Source organism: Pseudomonas sp. NDM, from assembly GCF_003105095.1.
GTDB lineage: Bacteria > Pseudomonadota > Gammaproteobacteria > Pseudomonadales > Pseudomonadaceae > Aquipseudomonas > Aquipseudomonas moraviensis_A.
This window is the reverse complement of sequence record NZ_QETJ01000243.1, coordinates 1-5,166: the sequence shown is the minus strand read 5'-3', so window position 1 is coordinate 5,166 and position 5,166 is coordinate 1. Positions and strand designations below refer to the sequence as shown.

Here is a 5,166-nt window from a genome sequence, read left to right as displayed (position 1 = left end):
ATGTCGACTGACACACCGCTATCGCGAGCAGGCTCACTCCTACAAGAGCTTCGCCGTCGAGCTGAGCCGGGTATTTTTTGCACGATCGCGCAGGTCTTCTATAGTTGATCTGAAGGTTTGCGACACGCGGGCTTTGTGTTGCAACTCAGCCGTTTCAGCGAACGGAGGTGTTCCATGTCCGAGAAAGAGTCCATCACCACCCTCCTCACCCTGCTCGACGCCCGCCAGGCGCGCCTCGCAGCCGCCTGCAAAGAGATTGCCGACTGGGTTGATCATCAAGGCGGGCATCCGACGGCCCTGCGCATCCGCGATCGACTGCACGATATTGAAAAGGATGCGCCGCTGATCCGCGACACGCTGTCGACACTGAAGCCGATCGACCGGCCGTTGCCGCGGTTCAGGTAGTTTCGGTTCAAGCAACTTCAACCAACTGCTTAACCAACTGCGCGGCATCGGTGTAATTACAATTCTTTATTATTCATTGCGATTGAACATAGCTGCTTTAGTTATATCGCGATAAATGACTAGATCAAGTTCACGTAGAGAAATACCGCTCATCGGATCAGTTAAAAATAATCAAAACACCGTGAACCGATACGTAATCGAAGTAAGTGTCCATCGCGACCACGGACATCACTAGCGAAACGTTAAGAGATATCGGAGAGCTATCATGACCACCGGAAATAAAAATACAGGCAAGGCCGGCAACGATCGTGACAAGACGCAAGAGTCCGGGAAAAAAGGCGGACAGTCTGGCGGTAACTTCGCCAACGATCGTGAAAAAGCATCCGAGGCTGGTCGCAAAGGCGGACAATCCAGCCACAGTGGAGGTCGCAAATCGTAAATGAGCGGTACAAGGGCAGCTTTGCTGCCCTTTGTAATATTCGATGGAGCGCAATGATGACGACCGCCATTGATATTGTTCCAGGCAAGTTACACCGGCACGAAGGCGCTGAAGGCGTTCCAGAGGCAACGCGCAGTTCCTCCGAGAAACTACCGGACCCGTCGGTGTCACCGTGCATTGAAAGAAAACCTGGCCACCCGCAGCACGGCGATCGTGCCCAACATGCGTGTTACGAGCGCAGGCAGTTGATCGTTAACGCTGAAAACTCTCGAGAAACGGAAACGGCGCCAACCTATGAACGCTGCTCCTGACTGAGCTTACCAGTCCTGCGCAAGGAGCCCGTTCGCAGCGCAGCCGGCCCGTCGAGGAAATCGCCATGCCTGTCCACGTCATCAACTTTACCGGTCCGATCAATGCATCAACCTGTGGTCAACTGATTGACAAAGCCTCGTTGGCGGTAAAGGAAAATGCTCCCAGATTGATTCTGAACATCGCCACCATGGGTGGCGAATGCAGTTACGGCTTCACGATGTACAACTTTCTGATAGCGCTGCCCGTCCCGGTACACACCCATAACCTGGGCACGGTCGAGTCGATGGGCAATATCGTTTTCCTTGCTGGCCAACGCCGAACCGCCTGTACTCATAGCAAGTTTCTGTTTCACCCTTTTCATTGGCACCTGCAGGGATCTGTCGATCATTCACGCATGTCGGAATATGCCATGAGCCTGGATTATGACTTGCACCTGTACGCGCAAATTGTCGCCGAGCGCACAAGTAACGGAAAAAACGCGCTGGAGACGGAGAAGTATCTGACGGCAGCGCCGCGCATTATCAATCCTGAAGAAGCCTTGCATGCAGGTCTGATCACGGCGGTTGAAGACACCGAGGTTCATGCGGACTTCGTCTGTTCATGTATTTATTCATAAGTTTGCAACTTACTGACGCGCCGTGGCAGTCGCTTTTGCCTTGCCCTGCAAGACGAATTTGTACTCCGCACACTCGCCATACAAACTCTAATCCCAACTAACAACCGATCGTCCCGGCAGCGTGCATTTTCTCTGAATTATTCATTTCCTCAGATATCCCTGTTCATAAGCATGGGGAGGAAATGTATGAGCGGAGCAGATCTGTACGTGATCGATTACCTGCTGCACGGAAAGCCCAGGTCATTCGTCATTCGCACAAAAAACATGAACAATGCCGAAGCCTGGCAGTGGGCAAGTTGTGACGCGGGTATCGCGCCCATTCCCCGCCCCGGTCGGCCTCCGTTGAAACGTTTTTCCAAACCGATGGCGGAACGCTTTGGCGTGACCGAAGTGCAATGGCGAGAATCGGTGCCTCTGGTTTGGGAGGAGGATCACGTGAAATGACAGAACACACTTTGAAATTCGATTTCGGCCGCTCCTGGGACGACGAGATGGCCGACAATGCCGCGATGTTCCGTGAGGCCGATCTGCTGGAAGAAGCGGCGTACAGAATCATCGAGCATGACACCGATAGCCCTGAGGCCTGGGCTCGCTTCAGCGAAGCAAAGGCCTTGGCCGACGCCAAGCGAACGGCGGCCTATCAGGACTGGATGCGCATCAAGCGCGCGATGAGTAAGCCGCGCTCGAAATAGCGGACTTGCTCATCATGGTTTGAGGATCAGTAAAGGTTCGCCTTTCGGGACGACGTAAGTGGCCAGTTCTACGCCTTTCTCATTGCCAATATTCTTCGCTACATGCGCGACACCTGCCGGAATGAACAACGAATCGCCTGCCTTGAGAGTCACCGGCGCCTGTCCTTCGAGCTGATATTCAAAGGTGCCACTGATGACGTAGGCGACCTCGACCCCGGGGTGCGCATGCCGAGGCGCGCTGACGCCGGCATCGAAATCGATTCGCGCCTGAATCACTTCGCGATTGTCAGCGCCGAGATCCTGGCGAACCAGATCGGTGCGGCTCAAACCTTTCTGCCAGCTCGTCGCCGGCGCATCCGCCGCATGAGCGAAACCGGTAAGGGAGGCGAAGACAACGGCAGAAGCCAGAAACAGTGGACGGTACATGGTGGTGCCCTCTCAAACGTAGTGTTGGTGTGAGGGCTACTTTGGGCTCGGCATGTAAGGCGGATGTGTCTCGAAAGCCCGGTTTGGTGTTGCCGTGTGTATCCGCTGAGGGTTGATACACGCTTATACAAACGTATCGCGGGCCACAGCCACAAGCCATTGTCTGAATGCGCTGATCTTTGTCGAGTCAGCGGTTTCATGGGGTGTGACCAGATAGAAGCCGAGATCATCCTGCAGGCGCAGGTCGAACGGTACGACCAATCGTCCTGCACGCAGATCGTCGTTCACGTAAGTCGAACGCCCGATGCACACGCCCTGCCCGTCAATTGCCGCCTGCACCGCCATCATCGCCAGATCGAAGGTCAGCTTCGCGCCATCGGCCAACTGCGCAGGCTGGCCTGCGGCGCTGAGCCATGCCTGCCAGTCTTTAGCGGTGACACCACTGACTTGTACAAGGGTGTGGCTGGCCAGATCTTGCGGTGTGTGCAATGTCGTCGCCACTGCTGGACGGCACACAGGAAATACCTTATCCGCCATGAGAAAGTCCGCGCGCAGACCTTTCCATTCGCCCCGCCCGTAGCGAATCGCCGCATCGATACCTCCTCGGCGGAAATCCACCAGGTCGGTTGTGGCGCTGATGCGCACATCGATGTCCGGGAACGCCTGCTGGAATGCCGGCAGGCGCGGCAACAGCCATTTCGACGCGACCGAGACCAGCGTGCTGATGGTCAGCACGCTGGTCCCCCGCGATTCGAGCAACTGTTGCGTCGAATGGCGCAACGCTTGAAAGGCCGAACGCACGCCCGGCAGGTAGGCGTGGCCGTCTTCGCTGAGCGCCAGGCCATCCTTGAGACGCAGGAACAATGCGACGCCCAACTGGGCTTCGAGGCGTCTGATCTGGTGACTGATTGCTGTCTGCGTGACATTCAACTCAGTGGCGGCCAAGGTAAAACTCATATGCCGCGCGGCCGCTTCGAATGCACGCAAACCATTGAGGGAAGGAAGTCTGGAGGTCATAAGATCAGAAGAGCGCATGAGAATTTGTCATACGCTAGCACCGCAAATGACCTTTGCGGAAGTTTCGCCCGCAGAGGATCGTGGCGCCTCAAACTTTCGGGGATACGCCATGAAACTCTACTTTGCACCGATGACCTGTTCGCTTTCACCGCACATCGTTCTGCGCGAACTCGGCTTGCCGTTCGAGCTGATCCGCGTCAACAACCAGACCAAGCGCACGGCTGACGGCCGTGATTTGCGCGAGATCAATCCGAAAGGCTACGTGGCCGCGCTGCAACTGGATAACGGCGAAGTGCTGACCGAAGGCCCGGCGATCCTGCAATTTCTCGCCGACGAGGTCCCGGGAAACACCTTGGCGCCCGCGGTCGGTACATGGGAGCGCATACGACTGCAGGAGCATCTGAATTTCATCGGCTCGGAGATCCACGGCACCAGCGCGCCATTGTTCAGCGCCGAAATCCCGGAAGCGGTCAAAGCGATTTTTCGGCAAAAACTGTTCAAGCGGCTGGATTACCTTGAGCGCATTCTGGCGGATCGGAACTATCTGATGGCTAGCTTTGGCGTTGCCGATGCCTACCTGTTCACGGTGCTGACCTGGTTGCCGACGTTTGATATCGACATCGCAGAGCGGCCCGCTCTGGCCACATATATGCAGCGTATTGGCGCGCGACCCTGCGTGCATGCGGCAATCGCGGCGGAAGCGGCGACGCAGCCAGTCTGAACACGCGCGGGCCATCGCCGGAGGGAATCTGTAAACTGGCGCGACTTTCATTCACTCGAACAAGAGATGCCCATGGCCAATCAAGACATCATCTTCACGCCCGATCCGGACACCGATTCGATTTCGTCCGACGTCGCCACCTTCGGCGGGATCATGGTCTCGACGCAGATCCCCACCCGCGCCGATGGCAGTCTGGAACTGGGCGGCATCACCGAGCAAAGCGAGTGCACGCTGCAAGCGCTGAAAGTCGCACTGGAGCGTGCCGGCAGTTCAATGGACCGCGTAATGCACCTGACCATCTACCTCACCGACATGGCTGATCGCGCGGCGTTCAACGAAGTCTATAAACGCTTTTTCGCCAAGCCATGGCCAGTGCGGGCAGCGGTTGGCGTTGCGTCGCTGGCGGTTGAAGGGATGCGTGTGGAAGTGACGGCGATGGCGGCCAAGGGCTGATTGAAATTGCACAGCGTCATTTCAATTACTCTGGAATGACACCCCCCCTGTAGGAGTGAGCCTGCTCGCGATAGCGGTGTGTCAG

Annotated in this window: 8 protein-coding genes and 1 pseudogene; 7 read left to right on the top strand and 2 right to left on the bottom strand. The window is 56.6% G+C overall.

The genetic code is table 11. The annotated features are described in order from the left end of the window. The first annotated feature begins 174 nt into the window (after positions 1-174). The 5 genes and pseudogenes from DCO47_RS25615 (at position 175) to DCO47_RS25595 (ending at position 2,464) form a co-directional block, all read left to right on the top strand. Positions 175-405, top strand: a complete 231-nt coding sequence (locus tag DCO47_RS25615) for a hypothetical protein (RefSeq protein WP_016774936.1) — start codon at positions 175-177, stop codon at positions 403-405. 322 nt (positions 406-727) lie between these two features. Next, positions 728-844: pseudogene (locus DCO47_RS25610) on the top strand (general stress protein); the annotation flags it as partial. A 376-nt stretch (positions 845-1,220) separates the two neighbouring features. Next, positions 1,221-1,772, top strand: a complete 552-nt coding sequence (locus tag DCO47_RS25605; RefSeq protein WP_116659202.1) for an ATP-dependent Clp protease proteolytic subunit — start codon at positions 1,221-1,223, stop codon at positions 1,770-1,772. A gap of 186 nt (positions 1,773-1,958) precedes the next feature. After that, positions 1,959-2,216: a DUF6555 family protein gene (locus DCO47_RS25600; protein WP_042606839.1), complete on the top strand. Its 258-nt coding sequence runs from the start codon at positions 1,959-1,961 to the stop codon at positions 2,214-2,216. After that, complete coding sequence (locus DCO47_RS25595; protein ID WP_116659201.1) at positions 2,213-2,464, top strand: hypothetical protein; 252 nt, start codon at positions 2,213-2,215, stop codon at positions 2,462-2,464. Before DCO47_RS25600 ends, DCO47_RS25595 begins: the two co-directional genes overlap by 4 nt. A gap of 12 nt (positions 2,465-2,476) precedes the next feature. Here the strand turns inward: DCO47_RS25595 and DCO47_RS25590 are convergent, their stop codons facing one another. Beyond that, positions 2,477-2,890 (bottom strand): cupin domain-containing protein, encoded by a 414-nt coding sequence (locus tag DCO47_RS25590; protein WP_042606837.1) that lies wholly within the window; start codon positions 2,888-2,890, stop codon positions 2,477-2,479. Between the two features lie 123 nt (positions 2,891-3,013). Further along, complete coding sequence (locus DCO47_RS25585) at positions 3,014-3,907, bottom strand: transcriptional regulator GcvA (protein ID WP_116659200.1); 894 nt, start codon at positions 3,905-3,907, stop codon at positions 3,014-3,016. 109 nt (positions 3,908-4,016) lie between these two features. Here DCO47_RS25585 and gstA point away from each other — a divergent pair, with 109 nt between their 5' ends. Together gstA and DCO47_RS25575 are read left to right on the top strand one after the other, a co-directional pair. After that, the gene (gstA, locus tag DCO47_RS25580; RefSeq protein ID WP_116659199.1) at positions 4,017-4,628 is read left to right on the top strand and encodes a glutathione transferase GstA; all 612 of its coding nucleotides are present in this window, start codon (positions 4,017-4,019) and stop codon (positions 4,626-4,628) included. Positions 4,629-4,700: 72 nt separating this feature from the next. Beyond that, positions 4,701-5,081, top strand: coding sequence for a RidA family protein (locus DCO47_RS25575; protein WP_064362777.1), 381 nt, complete (start codon positions 4,701-4,703; stop codon positions 5,079-5,081). Positions 5,082-5,166: the final 85 nt, after the last annotated feature.